Source organism: Streptomyces sp. NPDC016851 (genome assembly GCF_055562795.1).
In genome coordinates this window covers 531871-547922 of record NZ_JBVHEP010000002.1, presented here as the reverse complement: position 1 = coordinate 547922, position 16052 = coordinate 531871, and the positions used below count along the sequence as shown (strand labels likewise).

Below are 16052 nucleotides of genomic sequence, written 5' to 3'. Positions count from 1 at the left end.
CGCACGATGAGAAAAGGGCACCCACTCTGGAGGTGATCGGGATGCGACGTGTGCTCACCGCCGTAGCGGCCCTGGCTCTTCCGATTTCTGTCGCGGCAGCACCAGCTGTGGCGGCATCACATGGCAATTCGGCGACCGCCGCGGTGACCAGCGCCCAGGCCGCACACACGTTGAACGGTCCACCAACCCTCGTGACTCAAGGGCCGGACGATGTATGCAACTACACCGATAGTCGACCGAACCTTCGCCTCGGGTCATCCGGGGCAGCAGTTCAACAAGCCCAGTGCTACCTGAATCAGGCGATCGGCGCCGGCCTGGACGAGGACGGAGACTTTGGCCGACTCACGCAATCCGCGACACAGCACTTCCAGCGGTGTGCCGACATCGTCGTCGACGGTCGCATCGGAGCCCAGACCTGGTCGTTCCTTTCCTTCTGGGCCAATGCGCCAGGCACACCCTTCTGTTGACGGCGCCTGAGGAAGTCACTCCAGAGTGACGGACTCGGCCCCGCATTCGAACCACACGGTCTTTCCGCCGTCGCGCCACAGCGATACGCCCCACTTGTCGGCCATCGCGTCGAGCAGCAGCAGCCCCCGGCCGCCCTCCGCCTCCAGGTCCGGCGAGGCGGGTGAACAGGGCAGTCGATCGCTGCCGTCCGTCACCTCCACCCGTACTCCGGCCGGCTGCCGCAGCAACAGCAACGTGCAGCGGCGGTCCGGGACGTGCTGTACGACGTTCGCCAGCAGCTCGGTCACGCCGAGCTCGACGGCGTCCGACAGCTCGGGCATGCGCCACTCGCTGAGAAACGAGCGGACGATACGGCGGATGTGCCGGGCGGCGTGCGAGCCGACGGTGAGGCGCATCGTGTACTGGGCGGGAATGTATTCGTTCACGGGACGAGGCTGACGTGCCCTGACTACTCTGGGCTACGGAACGGATACAACCGGTCCCTTTGTGGGCCGAGTTGCGTGAGAGGGGCTTCTGCCGTGACCCACATCAACGCCCTTGACCCGGGTGCGTCCCCGCTCGACTACTACGGCTACGAGCTGAGGAGACACCGGGAGGCCGCCGGGCTGACACAGAAGCAGCTGGGGGAGATCCTCAACTACACGGGCTCGCTCGTCGGCCAGATCGAGACGGCCAGGAAGCTTCCGACGCCGGAGTTCAGTGAACGGGCGGATGCGGCGCTGGGGACGGACGGTATGTTCTCGCGCCTCGTCGAGTTGGTGCTGCGGAGTCGACTTCCGGCCTGGTTCCAGCAGGTGGCGGAGCTGGAGGCGCGGGCGACGGAGATCAGTACCTTCCAGACGCATGCGATTCACGGTCTCCTTCAGACCCCCGAGTACGCGCGTGCTGTTCTCGGGGTGCTGGACGACACTGACCTGGAGGACCGGACTGCCGTCCGGCTGGCTCGGCAGCGCATCCTCGACAAGGAGCAGCCTCCGGTCCTCTGGATGGTCGTCAGCGAGTCCGTCCTGTACCAGGAGGTGGGCGGTCCGGAGACCATGCGTGGGCAACTGGCCCACCTGTTGGCCTTCGAGCACACCCCGCTGGTCAACATCCAGATCCTGCCGTTCTCGGCCGGCGCGCACGCGGGAATGCAAGGCTCATTCACCCTCTTCCGGTTCACGAGTGACCCGGCCATCGTCTACACCGAGGGCTATGGCAGCGGGCATCCGACCGCGAATCCGGACACCGCCAGGGACTGCTCGCTCCGTTACGATCATCTGCAGGCCGCCGCGCTCTCCCTCAGGGATTCGGCGGAGCTGATCCGGCGAGTGATGGAGGAACGCTATGGCGAGCAACGCGATTCCGTCGGGGATCCTGTGGCGTAAGTCCAGCTACAGCGGCGATCAAGGCGGCGAATGCGTCGAATGCGCGCCGATCGGGGCCCTGGCCTGGCGCGCGTCCACGTACAGCGGCGACCAGGGCGGCGCGTGCCTCGAAGTCGCCGAAACCCCGCACACCACGATCGCAATACGCGACTCGAAGAACCCGGCGGGACCGATCCTCACGCTCGACCCCGCCACGTTCACCACCTTCATCGACTGGACGACGACGACTACAACCGCTGAATGATCGTGCCGGTGGCCAAGCCGCCGCCCGCGCACATCGTGATCAGCGCGAACTCCTTGTCCGTGCGCTCCAGTTCATGAAGCGCCGTCGTGATGAGCCGGGCCCCGGTGGCCCCCACCGGGTGCCCGAGCGCGATCGCGCCGCCGTTCACGTTCACCTTCTCCAGGTCCTGCTCGAAGACCTGCGCCCAGCTCAGTACGACCGATGCGAACGCCTCGTTGATCTCCACGAGGTCGATGTCCTTCAGGGACATCCCGGCCTTGCCCAGCACGGCCTTGGTCGCGTCGATCGGGCCGTCGAGGTGGAAGTGGGGGTCGGCGCCCACCAGGGCCTGGGCCACGATCCGGGCCCGGGGGCGAAGCTTCAGGGCGCGAGCCATCCTCTTCGATGCCCACATGATCGCCGCCGCCCCGTCGGAGATCTGCGACGAGTTGCCGGCCGTATGGACCGCCGTCGGCATGATCGGCTTCAGCGCGGCCAGTCCTTCCGCCGTCGTGTCGCGCAGGCCCTCGTCCTTGTCGACCAGGCGCCACATGCCCTGCCCGGCGTGCTGCTCCTCCTCCGTCGTGGGGACCTGGACCGCGAACGTCTCTCGTTTGAAGCGCTCCTCCGCCCAGGCGTGGGCGGCCCGCTCCTGGGAGGCGAGGCCCAGGGCGTCGACGTTCTCCCGGGTCAGGCCGCGGTGGCGGGCGATGCGCTCGGCGGCCTCGAACTGGTTCGGCAGGTCGACGTTCCACTCGTCGGGGAACGGCTTGCCCGGTCCGTGCTTCGAGCCCGACCCGAGCGGCACCCGGGACATCGACTCCACGCCGCAGGAGATGCCGACGTCGATCACGCCCGTGGCGACCATGTTGGCCAACATGTGGGAGGCCTGCTGCGAGGACCCGCACTGCGCGTCGACGGTCGTCGCGGCCGTCTCGTAGGGGAGCCCCATCGTGAGCCAGGCCGTGCGCGCGGGGTTCATGGACTGCTCGCCGGCGTGGGTGACCGTACCGCCGACGATCTGCTCGACGCAGTCGGCCGGGATGCCGGTGCGGCCGAGGAGTTCGCGGTAGGTCTCGCCCAGGAGGTAGGCGGGGTGCAGGTTGGCGAGCGCGCCTCCGCGCTTGCCGATGGGGGTGCGTACGGCTTCGACGATCACGGGTTCGGCAGCCATGGGTGCGGGTCCTCTCCGGGAGGCTACGCGGAACTAGTACGCGTTCTAGTTCTGCCTGCAGTGTGCTGAGGGCTGCTCACTGACCGCAAGAGTCGTGCGGGTAATTGGGGGGTCCGTGCCCCTTGCTACTTGTAGAACCCGTTACTACCGTCACCGCAACTCCGCACAGCTGATGGGCCGTCAGAATCAGAGTCGGTACGAGTGGTGGGAGCCGCCCATGTCCTGTCCCGCGCTGCCCGAGGGGTTCGACTTCACCGACCCCGACCTGCTGCACAGCCGCGTGCCCCTGCCGGAGTTCGCCGAGCTGCGCCGGGTGGAGCCGGTCTGCTGGGTGCCGCAGCCGGCGGGTCTGGCCGGCTTCCAGGACGAGGGGTACTGGGCGGTCACCCGGCACTCCGACGTCAAGTACGTCTCCACGCACCCGGAGTTGTTCTCGTCGTACCTCAACACGGCGATCATCCGCTTCAACGAGCACATCGACCGCGACTCCATCGACGCGCAGCGGTTCATCCTGCTGAACATGGACCCGCCGGAGCACACGCGGGTCCGGCAGATCGTGCAGCGCGGGTTCACGCCCCGGGCGATCCGTGCGCTGGAGGAGCGGCTGCGGGCTCGTGCCCGGGCGATCGTGGCGAACGCCGGCGCGCACACCGGCCCGTTCGACTTCGTCACCCAGGTCGCCTGCGAACTGCCCCTCCAGGCGATCGCCGAGCTCATGGGCGTACCGCAGGAGGACCGGGACAAGATCTTCGACTGGTCCAACAAGATGATCGCGTACGACGATCCCGAGTACGCCATCACCGCGGAGGTCGGCGCCGAGTCGGCCACGGAGATCATCGCCTACGCGATGAACATGGCCGCCGACCGAAAGCAGTGCCCCGCCCACGACATCGTCACGCAGTTGGTGGCGGCGGAGGACCAGGGCAACCTCAACTCGGACGAGTTCGGGTTCTTCGTGCTGATGCTGGCCGTCGCGGGCAATGAGACCACCCGCAACGCCATCACCCACGGCATGCACGCCTTCCTCACCCACCCCGACCAGTGGGAGCTGTACAAGAGGGAGCGGCCGTCGACGACGGCGGAGGAGATCGTGCGCTGGGCGACCCCGGTCGCCGCCTTCCAGCGCACCGCCACCCAGAACACCGAACTGGGCGGCAAGCTCATCCGCAAGGGCGACCGGGTGGGGCTGTTCTACGCCTCCGCCAACCACGACCCCGAGGTCTTCGACGAGCCGGACGCCTTCGACATCACCCGCGACCCCAACCCCCACCTCGGTTTCGGCGGCGGCGGCCCGCACTACTGCCTCGGCAAGTCCCTCGCCGTGCTGGAGATCGACCTCATCTTCAACGCCATCGCCGACGCCATGCCGGGGCTCCAACTGGTCGAGGATCCGCGTCGATTGAGGTCGGCGTGGATCAACGGGGTGAAAGAACTCCGGGTTCGGGCCCAGTAGCGGTCAGTGCGGTTGGCGTAGTCCCGCGACGAGGAGCGCGACCAGTCGGCGTGCGTCGTAGCGGGGGTCGGTGTCGGCGCCGACGCAGAGGTTTCCGATGCCGCGCATGAACTGGTACGCGTCGAGGTCGGAGCGGATCTCGCCGGAATCGGCGGCGGCGCCGAGCAGTTGGGTGCACACCGGCAGGAGGCGGTCGAGGAAGTAGGTGTGCAGCGGCCCGAAGCAGGTGCTGTCCCCCTGCATCGCGGTGGCCAGGCCGTGCTTGGTGACCAGGAAGTCGACGAAGAGATCGACCCACCGCACCAGGGCGGCATGGGGCGTCGGGCCGGCCGCCAGCAGGGCCGGGCCGGCTTCGGCGCAGGCGTCGACCTGGTGGCGGTAGACGGCGATGACGAGGTCCGCCCGGGTGGGGAAGTGGCGGTAGATCGTGCCCACCCCGACGCCGGCCTTGGCCGCGATGTCCCGTACCGGCGCGTCCACGCCCGAGCTGACGAAGACCTCGGCGGCCGCGTCCAGCAGGGCCTGCTGGTTGCGCCGGGCGTCCTTGCGCTTGGACCGGGCCGGGCTTCCGGCGCTCTGGCCGCTGTCGTTCACCGTGTCGTCCTTCCGTGCGGCTGCGTGCTCGCGTGCTCGCGTGCTCGTGCGTGTGTTGCGTGCGGTTGTAAAGCGGAACCGTGTTCCGTATCGTGGAGACGTAATCGGAACGCCGTTCCGTTTTATTCATGATGACAGACCTGACCGGAAGGCACCTCCATGCCCGGCACTTCCCTGTCCGAATCGACCATGGTGATCTCCGCGAAGCCGGTGGTCCTGCCCGCCCCGGGCCGCGGTGAGGACCTCCAGGTCCGCGTGTCCGCCCCCGCGACCGGCGGCGATCTGCCCGTCGTCGTCTTCTCGCACGGCTTCGGCTGGTCGATGAACGGCTACGCCCCGCTGGCGGACTTCTGGGCCGCCCAGGGCTTCGTGGTGGTGCAGCCCACCCACCTGGACTCCAGGACGCTGGGCCTGCCACCCGAGGACCCCCGCACGCCGCGGATCTGGCGCTTCCGTATCGAGGACCTCACGCGCGTGCTGGACGGACTCGACGTTCTCGAAGTCTCCGTACCGGGCCTCGCCGGACGCCTCGACCGCGACCGTATCGCCGTGGCCGGTCATTCCTGGGGAGCCCAGACGGCGAGCACGCTGCTGGGCGCGCGCGTCCTCGACTCCGAGGGAGTTCCCGGCGAGGACATGTCCGACGCGCGTGTGAAGGCGGGTGTGCTGCTCGCCACGGCCGGCCTGGGCGACGACCTGACCCCGTTCGCCGTCGAGCACCTGCCCTTCATGAGGCCGTCCTTCGACACCATGACCACGCCGGCGCTCATCGTCGCCGGGGACCGTGACGACTCCGCGCTGTCCACGCGCGGCCCCGACTGGTTCACCGACCCCTACACCTACAGCCCGGGAAACAAGAGCCTCCTCACGCTGTTCGGGGCGGAGCACTCGCTCGGGGGCATCTCCGGCTACGAGGTGGCGGAGACGACCGACGAGAGTCCCGCACGCGTCGCACTGCTCCAGCGCCTCACCACCGCCTACCTGCGCAGCGCCCTCCACCCCGGGGACACCGGCTGGAAGGCGGCGGCCGTCGCGCTGGAGGAGGACCCGGACCCGTTGGGGAAGATCGAGAGCAAGTAGAGGACGCAAGAGACGGGCGAAGGCGGCGGCCCCGGGGATCAGGGGGCCGCCGCCTTCGGTCTATGGGGGGTGGGCTCGCCCGGCCAGAGAAACAGGCAGGCCGGATGCCCGCAAGGAGCCCGCTTACTAGGTGTGGCCGCATGTGCGCGGAAGGTCGGCCCCGTGACCGGGGGCTGTTCCTACGGCCCCGCTTCGTAGGTGACGGGGGTCATGTGGGGGGCTTCACGCCCGGGGCGCGTCGAACGTGACCGGCGTCTCGAAAGCCGCCCGGCGGGTGGCGCGGCGCAGCGCCCGCAGGACCGCGGGGCCGAGCGTGAGCGTCAGCACGACCGTGACGACGGCCCGGCCCAGGTCCCAGCCCAGCGACGTGGCCAGGCAGTACGCGAGAAAACGGGCCAGGTTGGTGGCGACCGCAGCGTGCGGGTCGAAGCCGACGTTCGACGCGAGGGCGCTCATGAAGGGCCAGCCGGCCAGGTTCATGACCGTGCCGTAGGCGAAGGCGGCGAGGAAACCGTAGACCGCGAGCAGCACGAGCTCCGCCCGGCCGCGCAGCCGGTCCGGGCCCGGCAGCAGGCCCGCGCCCATCGCGAACCAGCCCATCGCCAGCATCTGGAACGGCAGCCACGGGCCCACCCCACCCGTGAGCAGCGCGGACGCGAACATCGTCACCGAGCCGAGGACGAACCCGAACCCCGGTCCGAGGACCCGCCCGCTCAGCACCATCAGGAAGAACATCGGCTCGATGCCGGCCGTACCGGCGCCGATCGGCCGCAGGGCCGCCCCTGTCGCGGCCAGCACGCCGAGCATCGCGACCGCCTTCGGGCCGAGACCGGACTCCGAGATCGCCGCGGCCACCACCGCCACGAGCAGCACCAGCAGGCCCGCGAAGAGCCAGGGCGCGTCCTGCGCGTGCGCGCTGAGCCGCGAGGTGGGCGGGGTGAGGAACGGCCAGCCGAAGCCGATGACGCCGACCGCGCTGACGAGGGCCAGGGCGGTGACGGAGCGGGGGCCGAGGCGGACGGCGCGGGCCTGTCGCTGAGTGTTCACGGGTTGGTCCCGGGCTGGAGGGCCGCGCGGACCTGGGAGACCGTGAGCCAGTGCTGCGGGGCCAGGATCTTGGTGACCTGTGGGGCGAAGGAGGGGGAGGAGACGACGACGTCCGCCGTCGGACCGTCCGCGATCACCTCGCCGTCGGCGAGCAGGACGACCCGGTGGGCGATCTCGGCGGCCAGCTCCACGTCGTGCGTGGCCAGCACGATGGCGTGTCCCTCGGCGGCGAGGGTGCGCAGCACCGCGACCAGGCGGGCCTTGGCCGCGTAGTCCAGGCCGCGGGTCGGCTCGTCCAGCAGGAGCAGCGGGGGCCGGGCGGTCAGTACGACGGCCAGGGCGAGGGCGAGCCGCTGGCCCTCCGAGAGGTCCCGGGGGTGGGTGTCGTCGGTGACACCGGGGAGCAGCTCGGTGACCAGGGCACGGCAGGTGCCGGGTTCCGCGTCCGCGTCCTGGTCGGCCGCGGTGCACTCGGCGGCGACGGTGTCGGCGTAGAGGAGGTCGCGGGGTTCCTGTGGCACCAGGCCGACTTTGCGGACGAGGTCCTTCGGGCGTGTGCGGTGGGGGACTGCGTCCCCGACCCGGACGGATCCCGAGGTGGGTGTGACGAGGCCGACCAGGGAGTTGAGCAGGGTGGACTTTCCTGCGCCGTTGCGGCCCATGAGGGCGATCGTTTCGCCGGGGGTGATGGTGAGGTCGATGTCGCGGAGGGCTTGGATGCGGGCGCGGGTGACCGCGAGGGAGCGGAGTGTGCCTACTGGGGTGGGGGGTTCGGAGCGTTTGCGGGTGCGGGTTGTGTGTGGCTGGTCGCGCAGTTCCCCGCGCCCCTGAAGGGCGATGTTCTCCCGCTCCTCAAGTTGTCGGCGTAGCTCTGATGCTCGGCGGCGGGCGTCGCGGACGGTCATCGGTAGGGGGGACCAGTCGGCCAGGCGGCCCAGGGCCACCACCGGTGGATACACCGGGGAGACGGCCATCACCTCTGCCGGAGGGCCCAGCACGGGGGCGGCGCCCGGGCCCGGCAGCAGGACGACCTGGTCGGCGTACTGGATGACGCGTTCCAGGCGGTGTTCGGCCAGGAGGACCGTCGTGCCGAGGTCGTGCACGAGGCGCTGGAGGACCGCCAGGACCTCCTCGGCGGCGGCCGGGTCGAGTGCGGAGGTCGGCTCGTCCAGGACGAGGACGCTCGGGTGCGGTGTGAGGACCGAGCCGATCGCGACGCGTTGCTGCTGGCCGCCGGAGAGCGTGGCGATCGGACGGTGGCGCAGGCCGGCCAGGCCGAGCAGGTCCAGGGTCTCCTCGACGCGGCGTCGCATCACGTCCGGGGCGAGGCCCAGCGACTCCATGCCGTAGGCGAGTTCGTCCTCGACGGTGTCGGTGACGAAGTGGGAGAGGGGATCCTGGCCCACCGTGCCGACGACGTCGGCGAGTTCGCGCGGCTTGTGGGTGCGGGTGTCGCGGCCGGCGACCGTGACCCGGCCGCGCAGGGTGCCGCCGGTGAAGTGCGGGACGAGTCCGCTGACCGCGCCCAGGACCGTGGACTTGCCGACGCCGGACGGGCCGGCCAGGAGGACGAGTTCGCCCTCCGGGACCTCGAAGTCGACGCCCTGGACGGTGGGTTCGGCGGCACCGTCGTACGTCACGGACACATCCTCGAAGCGGATCACGACGGCTCCTTGGGATCGGGGGCGACGAACGCGGGCAGCAGGCCGAGGAGGATCGCCGCCGCGGGCCAGAGGGGAAGCGTGGGCGCCACGAGCGGCACCACACCCGGGTGCAGGGCCGCGGGGTCGCGAGCGGCGGCGAGCGTGAGGAGGGCGGCGACCGCCACGCCGGAGGCGACGACCAGCCAGGCGCGCACGTCCCAGCGGTCGGGGCGGTACCGGGTGCGCAACGACCGTCGTCCGCCGAGCCGGAGACCCGCGAGGGCGGCGGCGAGGCCGGTGAGGAGGACCGGATGCCGTAGGTGGCGCCCTCGGCGGTGAGCAGACCGTACGTTCCGGCGCACACGCCGAGCAGGCCGCCGAGGGTGAGGGCGGCGGTGGTGCGGCGGACGGCGGCGGGGACCTGGGCGGTACGGCCGTAGCCGCGGGCGTCCATCGCGGCGGCGAGCGACACCGAGCGCTCCAGCGCGCCTTCCAGGACCGGCAGGCCCACCTGCAGCAGGCCCCGGACGCCCTTGTCCGGGCGGCCGCGCAGGCGGCGGGCGGCGCGGAGGCGCTGGACGTCGGCGATGAGGTTCGGCGCGAAGGTCAGGGCCACGACGACCGCGACGCCCATCTCGTACAGGGCGCCCGGGAGGGACTTGAGCAGGCGGGAGGGGTTCGCGAGGGCGTTCGCGGCGCCGACGCAGATGAGCAGGGTGGCCAGCTTCAGGCCGTCGTACAGGGCGAAGGTGAGGGCCTCGGCGGTGACCTCGCCGCCGAGGCGGATGCCCTGCGCCCAGGCGGGGAGGCCTACTTCGGGGAGGGTGAGCAGGGTGTGCGTCCCGGGGATGGGGGAGCCGAGGACCGTGGCGAAGAGCAGGCGGATGAGCAGGACGGCGAGGGCGAGTTTGACGAAGGCGCCGTAGGAGCGGGACCAGGGGGTGTCGGGGCGGCGGGTGGCCACGACGTAGGCGGAGACCGTGATGAGGAGGGCGAGGAGGAGGGGGTTGGTGGTGCGGGTGGCCGCGGTGCCGAGGGAGAGGGACCAGAGCCACCAGGCGCCGGGGTGGAGGGAGGCGCCGTAGCTAGGACTGGCCACGCCGCCGTACCTGCCAGATCGCTGCCCCGCCCAGTACTGCCACCACGGCGATGCCCGCCACCAGGCCGAGGGACGGGCCGCCGTCCGAGGTGTGCTTCTTTTCTACGGTCGGCTTCTGCCGCTCGGCCACCTGCTCTCCGCAACCCTTCTCCGGATAACCCGAGATGGCGCACAGCAGGGCGTTCGTGTCGTAGCGCAGCGGCTTGGCCACAGTCGCCAGGGCCTCCGCCGTCGTCGCGTCGGGGGAGACCTGGGCGCAGGCCGTTCGGGGAGCGGGCGGGGTTTCACCGGACGGGGCGTCGGTCGTCGTGCCGAAGTCGAGGAGTAGAGCCACCCGCTTCTTGCCGTCCTGCGCGGGTGTCTTCGCACAGATCGTGTCGAAGTCGGCCTGGCCGCGCGGCCGGGCCGCGTCCTCGGAGTCCTCGCTCACCGCGAAGCGGAAGCCCTGGACGTCGCCGTCCGAGGGGCGGGTCACGGACGGGCCCTGGGTGGCGTAGACCCAGTGGTCGCCGTCGCGGTCCCAGAACGACCAGTACCGGTACCCGGCGGCCTGGGCCTGGCCCGCTCCCGCGCACAGCAGGAGCGAGGCCAGGAGGAGCAGAACGGCCCGGCGGATCACGGCTGCTGCCTCTTCCGGCGGCCGCTGAAGAGGAAGCCGATGCCGACGCCGGCGACGAGGCAGACACCGACGTACCACCAGACGCCGAAGACGCCCGAGTCCGAGTCGCTCTTCTCGTCCGCCGCTCGGGTCTTCCCGGCGGTCTGCGGGGCCGGACCCGTCGCGTTCAGCTGCTTCACCAGGTCGGTGCCGCCGAAGTCGCGCGGGTCCGTGCCGGTCGCGTGGGCGGCGAAGATCAGCTGGGCGTAGGCGGCGGGGCCGTTCTGGCCGGCCCAGGCCGAGGCGTTCTTCTCCAGCCAGCTCAGGGACTTCTCCGCCTGCCCGGTGTCGCCGTGCGCGGCGAGTGCGACGACCGCGTCGGCGGTGTTGCCGTAGTCGGGCTGGGGGTCCGAGCCTGGGGTGGGTGAGGTGAGGTGGCCGTCCTTGGCGAGAGCCTTGGTGAGGTAGGCGGCTCCGTTGGCCGCGATCTGCTCCGGCGTCTTCCCGCCCTCGCAGGCCTGGCCCTTGACAGCCTCGGTTTTCTCTCCCGGCTTCACCACCAGGCCCTGGCCCAGGGCGCCCAGCACACCCGCCGCCGTGGCGTCCGCGTTGGCGGCGAGCTTGCCCTTCTCGTCCGGCTGGAACGCGAAGGCGCCCGCGTCGTCGCCGTCACAGCCGAGGGCCAGGGTCAGCAGCGCGTCGTAGGGCGACTTGCCGCCCTTCTCGACCTGTTGCGGCTTCTCGCCGGCGGCGGTCAGCGCGCCGATGACGACGGACGTGGAGTTGGTGTCGCTGGCGCCGCCGGGCGTGTAGCCCCAGCCGCCGTCCTTGTTCTGGACCTTCTTCAGCCAGGAGACGGCCTTGCCGGTGACGGCGTCGTGCCCGCCGAGGGCGGTGAGGGCCTGTACGGCGGCGGCCGTCTGGTTCGTGTCGACCATGGTCCTGGCGTCGCACGCGGCGGTGGGATCGGCGCGGTACGGGGCGAAGGAACCGTCCGCGCACTGCTGGCGCACCAGCCACTGCACGGACTTCGCCGCGGGCTTCACCCCGACGGTGTGCTGCGCGAGCAGGGCGAGCGACTGGCGCCAGACGCCGTCGAACTTCGGGTCCTTGCCGCCGTACAGGGCGGAGGGGAACGCCTGGGACGGGGAAGGGGACGGGGCGGCGGCGGCCGGTGTGGCGGCGCCGATCACGGCGACGGCGGCCAGGACCGCGGCGCTGCGGCGGACGTTCATGATCGGCGGGTGCCTCTCCCTGCGGGGAGCCGGACAGCACGGGACACCCCCGGCGGCTCGGCTCCGTATACCTCGACGGTGCCGTGCACCGGCGCTCTGCCGGGCACGTGAGCCGGTCACGAACCGTACGGGGCGATCCGGCTCACCACCTCGGCGGCGGTACACGGTTGCGGGTCAGCGCCGGAATTGCACCGGCTTCCCCCCGTACGGGTGTGATGACGACCTGCCTACTGTACCCGCACGCCCAGAACGGGCCGAGGGGGTGCCGGGAGGCCGGAGTACCTTCGGTTCATGCCGCCGCCACCCGGACGACTGCTCGGCTCCGGCCGCCGCGCCGACGTGTACGAGATCGACGAGGCGTGGGTGCTACGGCGTGAACGGGAGGGCGGGGGAGACGCGGCGGGCGAGGGCGCGGTGATGGCGCACGTGCACGCCCACGGATATCCGGTGCCCCGGGTCCGCCCGACCGGCTCGCGCACGGACCTGGTGATGGAACGGCTCCCCGGCCCGACCCTGCTCCAGGCCTGCCTGGCGGGCACGCTGGATCCGGCGGAGGCGGGCTCGGTTCTCGCCCGGCTGCTGCGTCACCTCCACACCCTCCCCGCCCTGCGCTCCACCGACCCGGCCATCCGCGTCCTGCACCTGGACCTGCACCCGGAGAACGTGATCCTGACCCCCGACGGCCCCCGCGTCATCGACTGGTCGAACACGGAGGAGGGCGACCCGGCCCTGGACTGGGCTGTGTCCGCCGTGATCCTCGCCCAGGCCGCAGTCGCCGGCGAGGCCCTCTCCGTCCCGGCCCGCACCATGCTGACCGCCCTGCTGGAGGGCCCGTCCCCCCTCACCCGGACCGCCCTGGCGGAGGCCCTGCGCCGTCGGTCCGCCGACCCGGCCATGAGCCGGGACGAAGTCGAACTGCTGGGCCGGGCCGAGGAGTTGGTCCTGTCCCAGGGGCGAACACGCTGACGAACAAGCTAACGTGGGCCTCCACGACCACACGCAGGAGCGTCCATGAGTGATCAGGCGGGGAACTCCGGGCAGGAGCCGCTTCCCAAGATCGACACGTCCGTGCCGCACTCGGCCCGGATCTGGAACTACTGGCTGGGCGGGAAAGACAACTACGAAGTCGACCGTGTGGCCGGGGACGCGTTCCGCGAGATCTTCCCGGGCATCGAGACCGGGGCCCGCGCCGCCCGCTACTTCCTCGCCCGCGCCGTCCGCCACCTCGCCGCCGAAGAGGGCATCCGCCAGTTCCTGGACATCGGCACCGGGCTGCCCAACGTGGACAACACCCACCAGATCGCCCAGGGGGTGGCCCCGGACAGCCGGATCGTCTACGTCGACAACGACCCGCTGGTACTGGCCCACGCCCGCGCGCTGCTCACCAGCACCCCGGAAGGCGTCACCAACTACGTCGACGCCGACCTGCGCGAGCCGGGCACGATCATCCGGGAAGCGGGCAAGACGCTGGACTTCGGCCGGCCCGTCGCCCTCATGCTGATGGGCATCCTGGGCCACATCGAGGACCACGACGAGGCACGCTCGATCGTGCGGCAGCTGGTGGACGCCCTGCCTCCCGGCAGCTACCTCGTCCAGTACGACAGCACCGACACCAGCGAGGACTACGTCCGGGCCATCCAGCAGTACAACGACGGCGGTTCGATCCCGTACATCCTGCGCAGCCCCGAGCAGATCGCCCGCTACTTCGACGGCCTGGAACTGCTCGAACCGGGCGTGACGTCCTGCTCGCGCTGGCGCCCCGACGCCGCGGCCCTGGATCTCCCCGCGGAGGTGCACCAGTACGGCGGGGTCGCCCTGAAACGCTGACCTCTCAGGTCTCCTGCGGGGATCAGGTCTCCCGCAGGGCTCAGGTCTCCTGAAGGACGCGGTGGAGGATGGTCGGAGTCTCGTCCGGCGACTCGGCTTCGACCACCAGCCGGTTCATCGCGTCCCAGTAGCACTCGATCTCGGCCGGCCGGTCGGGATAGAGCGCGGTGGTGAGCCGTTCGAGGTAGACCACGTCGGGCAACTCGCCGCCGGGCAGGCGCAGGATCGTGACGGGACCGCCCTCCGCGGCGTGGCCGCCGGCGCGGAACGGCAGGATCTGCACCGTGACCTGCGGAAGCCGGCAGATCTCTATGAGATACCTGAGCTGCGCGCGCATGACGGAGAGGCCGCCCACCGGGCGGCGCAGCGCCGCCTCGTCGATCACCACCCACAACTGGGTCGCCGGCTGCCGGTGCAGTATCCGCTGGCGGGACATCCGCAGCGCGACCCGCCGTTCCATCTCCCGCGCACCGGCGTCCGGATGGGCCAGCCGCAGGGAGGCCCGTGCGTAGTCGGCGGTCTGGAGCAGCCCGGGAACACGCTGGACCTGGAAGCAGCGGATGACGCTCGCCGCCTGCTCGGCGCCGAGGTACGTCTGCATCCAGGCGGGCACCACGTCGCTGTAGTACTGCCACCAGGCCGGGGTGTTGGCCTGCTCGGCCAGTGCCAGCAGGGTCGCGCGCTCGGCCTCGTCCGTGACGCCGTAGAGCGTGAGCAGATCGGTGACGTCCCGCAGTTTGAACCCGTGCCGGCCGGCCTCCATGCGGCTGATCTTGGACGAGGAGGCCCGGATGACATGCCCGGCGTCCGCCCGGCCGATGCCCCGTTCCTCGCGCAGCCGCCGGAGCCGGGCGCCCAGCGCCAGCCGCGGCACCATGGGCCCGGCCGATCTGCTGTCCAGGGCTCCGCTGCCGGACGTCGTACGAGCGGCCTCTTCGGTGCCCATGGGATGTCTCCTTGCGGTGGAACGCAGCTCCGCGGGCCTGTGAGCGCCGCGGCATATTCATCCTAGGGGCCCCGCCCGGACAGCATCTGGCTTATGCCAAAGGGGAGTTCGCAGCAGAGCGGGGCCCCGCGGGCACACCGCCGCGTACCTCACCTGAACCGCCGCATACGTCACTTGTATCGCCGCAGAAGTCACAGGCACCGCTGCCCATACGTCACCTGCACCGCTGCCCGTACGTCACCTACACCGCCACGTACGTCACCGGGTCGCTCCCCGGCACCGCCTCCGCCCGGCCCGCCTTGACCAGGCGGCGCAGATGGGACTCGGCCTCCGAGACGGCGATGGTGCGCGAGCCGTGGGGGATGTCCGCCCAGGGGCGGTTCCACTCCATGCGTTCGGCGAGCTGCCAGGGTGTGAGCGGTGCGGCGAGGAGGGCCAGCAGGTCGGTGAGGCGGGCCTCGTGGTGGGCGAGCAGTTCGCGGACGCGGGCGCCGGCGTCGGGGAAGGGGTGCTGGTGGGCGGGGAGCACTTCGGCGGGGGCGAGGCGGCCCACGCGTTCGAGGGAGTCGAGGTAGTCGCCCAGGGGGTCGGTGACCGTCGTGTCGTCGGGGTCCTCGTAGAGGCCGATGTGCGGGGTGATCTCGGGCAGCAGGTGGTCACCGGAGAACAGGCGGCCGTGGCCGGGGAGTTGCGCCGGGTGGGTCTCCTCCAAGTGGAGGCAGACGTGGCCCGGGGTGTGCCCCGGGGTCCAGATCGCGCGCAGGCGGCGGCCGGGGAGGTCGAGGAGTTCGCCGGGGACGATGTCGCGGTCGGGCAGGGCGGGGGAGAGGCCGGGCAGGGCGCGGGGCCGGGCCGCGCGCAGCGGGGCGATGTGCTCCTCCGGGGCGCCGGCGGCGGCGAGCTTGGCCGTCATGTACGAGAACCAGCGCTCGGGGCGGGCCCCCCGGGTCCGCCGTACGACCGCCGTGTCCGCCGCGTGCATCGCGATCCAGGCGCCCGAGGCCTCGCGGACCCGGCCGGACAGGCCGTGGTGGTCGGGGTGGTGGTGGGTGACGACCACGCCGTGGATCTCGGAGACCGAGGTGCCGCAGGCGGTGAGGCCGGTCGCGAGGGTGTCCCAGGACTCCGGGTCGTCCCAGCCGGTGTCGATCAGTACCGGGCCCCGGTCGGTGTCGACGACGTACACCAGTGTGTGGCCGAGGGGGTTGTCCGGGATGGGGACCCGCAGGGACCGGACACCTCCGCCGTGGTCGTACACCGCCGGGGCGGGCTCGCGGTCCTGGCTGCTCTGCATGTGC

Annotated in this window: 16 protein-coding genes and 1 pseudogene; 7 read left to right on the top strand and 10 right to left on the bottom strand. The window is 71.3% G+C overall.

The genetic code is table 11. The features are described from left to right. The first annotated feature begins 41 nt into the window (after positions 1-41). Positions 42-467, top strand: coding sequence for a peptidoglycan-binding domain-containing protein (locus tag ACZ3I3_RS05215; RefSeq protein ID WP_467362670.1), 426 nt, complete (start codon positions 42-44; stop codon positions 465-467). Between the two features lie 15 nt (positions 468-482). Here the strand turns inward: ACZ3I3_RS05215 and ACZ3I3_RS05210 are convergent, their stop codons facing one another. Next, positions 483-893, bottom strand: coding sequence for an ATP-binding protein (locus ACZ3I3_RS05210; RefSeq protein WP_467362668.1), 411 nt, complete (start codon positions 891-893; stop codon positions 483-485). Positions 894-986: 93 nt separating this feature from the next. Here ACZ3I3_RS05210 and ACZ3I3_RS05205 point away from each other — a divergent pair, with 93 nt between their 5' ends. Together ACZ3I3_RS05205 and ACZ3I3_RS05200 are read left to right on the top strand one after the other, a co-directional pair. Continuing rightward, positions 987-1835 carry a helix-turn-helix domain-containing protein gene (locus ACZ3I3_RS05205; protein ID WP_467362666.1) on the top strand — a complete coding sequence of 283 codons (849 nt, stop codon included), beginning with the start codon at positions 987-989 and terminating at the stop codon, positions 1833-1835. Next, complete coding sequence (locus ACZ3I3_RS05200) at positions 1795-2079, top strand: DUF397 domain-containing protein (protein ID WP_467362664.1); 285 nt, start codon at positions 1795-1797, stop codon at positions 2077-2079. The genes ACZ3I3_RS05205 and ACZ3I3_RS05200 overlap by 41 nt, the downstream gene beginning before the upstream one ends. Here ACZ3I3_RS05200 and ACZ3I3_RS05195 read toward each other — a convergent pair. Then, positions 2063-3232, bottom strand: coding sequence for a steroid 3-ketoacyl-CoA thiolase (locus ACZ3I3_RS05195; RefSeq protein WP_467362662.1), 1170 nt, complete (start codon positions 3230-3232; stop codon positions 2063-2065). The two genes, ACZ3I3_RS05200 and ACZ3I3_RS05195, sit on opposite strands and share 17 nt — an antisense overlap. 217 nt (positions 3233-3449) lie before the next feature. On the opposite strand from ACZ3I3_RS05195, the gene ACZ3I3_RS05190 reads away from it, so the two are divergent. Next, complete coding sequence (locus tag ACZ3I3_RS05190; RefSeq protein WP_467362660.1) at positions 3450-4685, top strand: cytochrome P450; 1236 nt, start codon at positions 3450-3452, stop codon at positions 4683-4685. A gap of 3 nt (positions 4686-4688) precedes the next feature. Here ACZ3I3_RS05190 and ACZ3I3_RS05185 read toward each other — a convergent pair whose 3' ends face one another. Next, positions 4689-5279: a TetR/AcrR family transcriptional regulator gene (locus ACZ3I3_RS05185; RefSeq protein WP_467362658.1), complete on the bottom strand. Its 591-nt coding sequence runs from the start codon at positions 5277-5279 to the stop codon at positions 4689-4691. A gap of 159 nt (positions 5280-5438) precedes the next feature. Between ACZ3I3_RS05185 and ACZ3I3_RS05180 the strand changes: the two genes are divergently transcribed. Further along, entirely contained in the window at positions 5439-6359 is a 921-nt protein-coding gene (locus ACZ3I3_RS05180; protein ID WP_467362656.1) for an alpha/beta hydrolase family protein, read from the top strand. Positions 6360-6581: 222 nt separating this feature from the next. Here the strand turns inward: ACZ3I3_RS05180 and ACZ3I3_RS05175 are convergent, their stop codons facing one another. The 5 genes and pseudogenes from ACZ3I3_RS05175 to ACZ3I3_RS05155 all read right to left on the bottom strand — a co-directional run bounded on the left by ACZ3I3_RS05175 (position 6582) and on the right by ACZ3I3_RS05155 (position 11981). Continuing rightward, positions 6582-7406, bottom strand: coding sequence for an ECF transporter S component (locus ACZ3I3_RS05175; protein WP_467362654.1), 825 nt, complete (start codon positions 7404-7406; stop codon positions 6582-6584). Next, the gene (locus tag ACZ3I3_RS05170; protein ID WP_467362652.1) at positions 7403-9070 is read right to left on the bottom strand and encodes an ABC transporter ATP-binding protein; all 1668 of its coding nucleotides are present in this window, start codon (positions 9068-9070) and stop codon (positions 7403-7405) included. Before ACZ3I3_RS05170 ends, ACZ3I3_RS05175 begins: the two co-directional genes overlap by 4 nt. Then, a pseudogene (locus ACZ3I3_RS05165) lies at positions 9067-10148 on the bottom strand (energy-coupling factor transporter transmembrane component T). Before ACZ3I3_RS05165 ends, ACZ3I3_RS05170 begins: the two are co-directional and overlap by 4 nt. Further along, positions 10135-10767: an SCO2322 family protein gene (locus ACZ3I3_RS05160; RefSeq protein WP_467362650.1), complete on the bottom strand. Its 633-nt coding sequence runs from the start codon at positions 10765-10767 to the stop codon at positions 10135-10137. Before ACZ3I3_RS05160 ends, ACZ3I3_RS05165 begins: the two are co-directional and overlap by 14 nt. After that, entirely contained in the window at positions 10764-11981 is a 1218-nt protein-coding gene (locus ACZ3I3_RS05155; RefSeq protein ID WP_467362648.1) for a prenyltransferase/squalene oxidase repeat-containing protein, read from the bottom strand. Before ACZ3I3_RS05155 ends, ACZ3I3_RS05160 begins: the two co-directional genes overlap by 4 nt. 291 nt (positions 11982-12272) lie before the next feature. Between ACZ3I3_RS05155 and ACZ3I3_RS05150 the strand changes: the two genes are divergently transcribed. After that, positions 12273-12947 (top strand): phosphotransferase, encoded by a 675-nt coding sequence (locus ACZ3I3_RS05150; protein WP_467362646.1) that lies wholly within the window; start codon positions 12273-12275, stop codon positions 12945-12947. Between the two features lie 45 nt (positions 12948-12992). Next, positions 12993-13808, top strand: a complete 816-nt coding sequence (locus ACZ3I3_RS05145) for an SAM-dependent methyltransferase (RefSeq protein ID WP_467362644.1) — start codon at positions 12993-12995, stop codon at positions 13806-13808. 40 nt (positions 13809-13848) lie between these two features. Here ACZ3I3_RS05145 and ACZ3I3_RS05140 read toward each other — a convergent pair whose 3' ends face one another. Both ACZ3I3_RS05140 and ACZ3I3_RS05135 read right to left on the bottom strand, forming a co-directional pair. After that, positions 13849-14754, bottom strand: a complete 906-nt coding sequence (locus ACZ3I3_RS05140; protein WP_467362642.1) for a helix-turn-helix domain-containing protein — start codon at positions 14752-14754, stop codon at positions 13849-13851. A gap of 241 nt (positions 14755-14995) precedes the next feature. Further along, a complete protein-coding gene (locus ACZ3I3_RS05135; protein ID WP_467362640.1) occupies positions 14996-16048 on the bottom strand; it encodes an MBL fold metallo-hydrolase in 1053 nt (350 codons plus the stop codon). Positions 16049-16052 lie beyond the last annotated feature (4 nt).

Excerpts from the sequence above, each read along its gene's own strand:
- ACZ3I3_RS05215 (WP_467362670.1), top strand. The coding sequence starts at position 42 with ATGCGACGTGTGCTCACCGCCGTAGCGGCCCTGGCTCTTCCGATTTCT.
- ACZ3I3_RS05200 (WP_467362664.1), top strand. The coding sequence starts at position 1,795 with ATGGCGAGCAACGCGATTCCGTCGGGGATCCTGTGGCGTAAGTCCAGC.
- ACZ3I3_RS05195 (WP_467362662.1), bottom strand. The coding sequence starts at position 3,232 with ATGGCTGCCGAACCCGTGATCGTCGAAGCCGTACGCACCCCCATCGGC.
- ACZ3I3_RS05190 (WP_467362660.1), top strand. The coding sequence starts at position 3,450 with ATGTCCTGTCCCGCGCTGCCCGAGGGGTTCGACTTCACCGACCCCGAC.
- ACZ3I3_RS05180 (WP_467362656.1), top strand. The coding sequence starts at position 5,439 with ATGCCCGGCACTTCCCTGTCCGAATCGACCATGGTGATCTCCGCGAAG.
- ACZ3I3_RS05155 (WP_467362648.1), bottom strand. The coding sequence starts at position 11,981 with ATGAACGTCCGCCGCAGCGCCGCGGTCCTGGCCGCCGTCGCCGTGATC.
- ACZ3I3_RS05150 (WP_467362646.1), top strand. The coding sequence starts at position 12,273 with ATGCCGCCGCCACCCGGACGACTGCTCGGCTCCGGCCGCCGCGCCGAC.
- ACZ3I3_RS05145 (WP_467362644.1), top strand. The coding sequence starts at position 12,993 with ATGAGTGATCAGGCGGGGAACTCCGGGCAGGAGCCGCTTCCCAAGATC.
- ACZ3I3_RS05140 (WP_467362642.1), bottom strand. The coding sequence starts at position 14,754 with ATGGGCACCGAAGAGGCCGCTCGTACGACGTCCGGCAGCGGAGCCCTG.
- ACZ3I3_RS05135 (WP_467362640.1), bottom strand. The coding sequence starts at position 16,048 with ATGCAGAGCAGCCAGGACCGCGAGCCCGCCCCGGCGGTGTACGACCAC.